This is a genomic window from Kitasatospora sp. NPDC097691, assembly GCF_040302665.1.
Classification (GTDB): Bacteria; Actinomycetota; Actinomycetes; order Streptomycetales; family Streptomycetaceae; genus Kitasatospora.
The window spans coordinates 1-3,756 of record NZ_JBEORY010000119.1 but is presented as its reverse complement, the minus strand read 5'-3'; the positions used below and the strand labels follow the sequence as shown (position 1 = coordinate 3,756).

Genomic DNA, 3,756 nt, shown 5'->3' with positions numbered 1-3,756 from the left:
CTCGGCGGCTGACGCCCCCCGGACAGCGCGAAGGCCTGGTTCCCCCGTACGAGGGGAACCGGGCCTTCGCGCTGTCCGGTGTCGTTCCCGGCGGCCTCAGACGGTCGCGGTCTGCCGGGTCCGGTCGGGCAGCTGCTCGGCGGCGGCCGCGTCCTCGCGGGTGCGCAGGGCGAGCGGGATGCGCAGGGCGGCGATCCAGGTCAGCGTGGCCAGGAACATGTGCAGGCCGACCATCAGCTCGGGGGCGTCGGTGAAGTACTGGACGAAGCCGAGCACGCCCTGGAGCAGCAGGACCGCGAGCAGTTCCCTGGCGCGGGCCTTGGCGGGCCGGGGGGCCTTGACGGCGGCGAGGACGAAGATCGCCGCGATGGCCAGGCCGACCGAGACGAAGGCGAAGTCGGCGTGGAACTGCGCGAGGCGGTCGTAGTCGATCGGGATCCGCGGGACGATCTTGTTGTCCTTGGGCGTGCCAGGGTGGTGGCCCGCGCCCGTCACCAGGGTGCCCGCCGCGACGAGCAGGCCGACCACCGTGACCAGGACGTAGGAGAGCTGGTGGATCGGGCGGGCCACCGCGAGCACGGCCGGGCCGTCGCCCTCCTTGGAGCGCTCCCACATCAGCAGCGCGACCCAGACCAGCGCCATCGCGGCGATCATGTGCAGCGCGACGGTGTACGGGTTGAGGCCGGTCAGCACGGTGATGCCGCCGAGCACGGCGTTGCTCATCACCAGCCAGAACTGCGCCCAGCCGAGCTTGGTCAGGCTGCGCCGCCAGGGTCGGTGGCAGCGGGCGGCCAGGATGGCCCAGCCGACCGCGGCGCTCAGCACGTAGGTGAGCATCCGGTTGGTGAACTCGACGATGCCGTGGAAGCCCATCTCGGCCGTGGGCGTCAGGCTCTCGTCGGTGCAGCGGGGCCAGGTCGTACAGCCGAGGCCGGAGGCGGTGAGCCGGACGGCGCCGCCGGTGACGACGATCACCACGCTCATCACCAGCGCGGCGAACGCGGCGCGCCGGACCATCGCGGCGGAGGGCTGCCAGCGCTCGGCGAGCAGGGAGAAGGGGGTACGCACGGCACCAATCGTAGGCGGCCTTACAGGCGATCTTGGGGCGGGGCGCGGGCCGGGTGCGGCCCGGGTGCGGGCGGTGTGACCGGGAGCGCAAATGCGGACTGTTCGGGCAAGGCGGTCGGTGGTCTTGACCAATTGCCGGTTTGATCGAAAGAGTGCGGATTGGTCCAGACCTTTTTGGGCCGCTCCCACCCCTCCCGCACGCAAGCGGAGATCCAGCACATGCGCATACCCACTTCCGCCGCCGCGCTCGCGGTCGGCGGCTCGCTCGCACTCGCCGGCCTCCTCGCGCCGGCCGCCCAGGCCGTCGGCGCCGACCAGGAGTGCCGCAGCCTCGGGGTCGCCAACCTCTACGGCGAGTTCGTCGAGGGCGACGACCATCACGTTCCCGACGCCGAGGGCGCCGTCGCCGTGGGCGGCGACGCCTACTTCGCCGGAGACGACCCGAAGAACCCGGGGAGCTTCTCGGTCGGCCAGGAACTCACCCCCGAACAGGTCGCGGCACTGCCGGGCGGCGACGCCCTCGTGGTGGCCGGAAACCTGAACGGCCACAACACCCAGGTGATGAAGGGCAACGGCGTCTACGGCGGCACGCTGACCGGCGTCCTGGAAGCCCACCGGGGGAAGGTGGGCAAGGGCGCCTCACCGATCGACTTCAAGGCGGAGTTCGCCGGGCTGCGCGCCGCCTCGACCTCGCTGGCAGCCGTGCCGCAGACCGCCGGCGCCACCGTCCGGGCCGAGGGCGCCAAGCTGACCTTCACCGGCGGGGACGCGACGTACAACAGCTTCACCGTCGACGCGGCGAAGCTGCAGGGCGCCAAGGACGTCTACCTCAAGGTGCCGGCCGGCTCGGTGACGGTGGTCAACGTGACCGGCGGCTCGTACGACATGGCGGCGGCCGGGACGACCGGCTTCCACCTGTGGGACGCCGGCACGTCGGCCTTCGTCCTGGACGACAAGCTGCAGAGTGCTGCGGGCGGGGCGATCCGGGCCAAGCTGCTCTGGAACTTCCCGACCGCGACCAAGGTGGTCAAGAACGGCCAGGCCGCCTGGGCCGGCACGGTGCTCGCGCCGAACGCCGCCTTCGACCTCGGCAGCGGCGGCCCGGTCAACGGTTCGGTGATCGTGGCCTCGCTGACCGGCAAGGGCGGCGCCGAGACGCACCACTACCCCTTCACCGGCTGCCTGCCGGGCACCGTCGTCCCGACGCCGACCGGCACGCCGACCGTGCCGCCGGTGGTTCCGAGCGGCTCGCCGTCGGTGACGCCGGGCGGTTCGGCCTCCCCGGGCGGTTCGGCGAGCCCGTCGGGCAGCCCGTCCGCGTCGACGAGCGGCAAGCCCGGCGCGAGCGCTTCGGCCGGTCCGTCGAGCGGCGGTGCGACGGCCGCTCCGGTGGCCTCCGGCTCGCCGAGCCCGTCCGCCACGGCGGACGGCGGCGGCAACCTGGCGCACACCGGCTCCGGCCCCGTGCTGCCGCTGGCGATCGGCGGTGCCGTGGTGATCGCGGCCGGTGGCGCGATCGTGCTGGCCGTCCGGCGGAGGTCGGCCGGGAAGGCCTGACGGCCCAGGAGGGGCGGTACGTTCGCGGGCCGACCGAAGCGGCGCCCCCGGTGATCGAAGCGGATCTCCGGGGGCGCCGTTCCGTCCGAAAGGTGACAACGTTCAGTCAAGTTTGCCGAATCCGCGGTCAGCGAGGTGACGACTGTGATGGGCTGCTCTTGCACATCGGAGACTGGGCGGACAGACGAAATCCGGTCGTACGGCGGGGTGTGGCGGGATACGGGAGTGCCGGTAGAGTCCCCCGGACAGCCGTAGCGGGCCACCGCGAACCACTCAACACGCCTGCTGCACAAGACCGTTCGGAGGGGAACAGCGTAATGGCGCGACAGCAGCGGCACATCGGGATCGGCGCGGCGGCACTGGCCGGCACGGCGGCGGCCGGTTTCCTACTGCCCCTGGCACTGGCCACCAACGCCTCGGCGCACGTGCCGAGTTGGTCGGTGACCTGCGACAAGATCGTGATCGATCTGATCAACTACAGCCCCAAGGCCGACGTGAAGAACACCGTCAGCCTCACCATCGACGGCGACAAGGTCCTGGACGCCAAGGCCTTCCCCGCCGAGTTCCACGGCACCTTCCCGGTGAAGGACCACACCGCCCCGATCAAGGCGACCCTGGTGGTCACCACCTCGGAGAACCCGAACGAGAAGGGGTGGAACATCAACGAGACCAAGACGATCGAGCCGTGCCACACGCCGACTCCGACCCCCACCCCCACCAAGACCCCCACTCCCACGCCGACGCCCACCGTGACGCCGACCGTGACCCCGACCCCCGTGCCGACACCCACCGTGACGCCGACCGCGACCCCGTCGGCCACACCCACCCCGAGCAAGACCCCCGCCCCGGCGCCCACCACCAGCGCGCCGGTGCTCGCCCAGACCGGTAGCAGCGACGCGACCCCGATGATCGCGGCGGCCGGCGGCGGCGTGCTGCTGGTCGGCGGCGCGCTCGTGCTGCTCGCCCGCAAGCGCCGCGGCGGCAGCCAGGGCTGACGCACCGCGAGCCGAACGCGCGACGCCCCCCGGCCTCAGGCGGCCGGGGGAAAACCACACTGTGAGGTTGAGAACGTGCGACGCACCATGCTGAAGTCGAAGATCCACCGCGCCACCGTGACCCAGGCCGAACTGC

Annotated in this window: 3 protein-coding genes; 2 read left to right on the top strand and 1 reads right to left on the bottom strand. The window is 72.2% G+C overall.

What is annotated here, in order from left to right; all coding sequences use genetic code 11:
• Window positions 1–96: 96 nt before the first annotated feature.
• Window positions 97–1,068 carry a COX15/CtaA family protein gene (locus ABTY56_RS38480; protein ID WP_502893276.1) on the bottom strand — a complete coding sequence of 324 codons (972 nt, stop codon included), beginning with the start codon at window positions 1,066–1,068 and terminating at the stop codon, window positions 97–99.
• A 219-nt stretch (window positions 1,069–1,287) separates the two neighbouring features.
• Between ABTY56_RS38480 and ABTY56_RS38475 the strand changes: the two genes are divergently transcribed.
• Together ABTY56_RS38475 and ABTY56_RS38470 are read left to right on the top strand one after the other, a co-directional pair.
• Window positions 1,288–2,625, top strand: a complete 1,338-nt coding sequence (locus tag ABTY56_RS38475) for a choice-of-anchor A family protein (RefSeq protein ID WP_350634349.1) — start codon at window positions 1,288–1,290, stop codon at window positions 2,623–2,625.
• Window positions 2,626–2,942: 317 nt separating this feature from the next.
• Entirely contained in the window at window positions 2,943–3,620 is a 678-nt protein-coding gene (locus ABTY56_RS38470) for an LAETG motif-containing sortase-dependent surface protein (RefSeq protein ID WP_350634348.1), read from the top strand.
• Window positions 3,621–3,756: the final 136 nt, after the last annotated feature.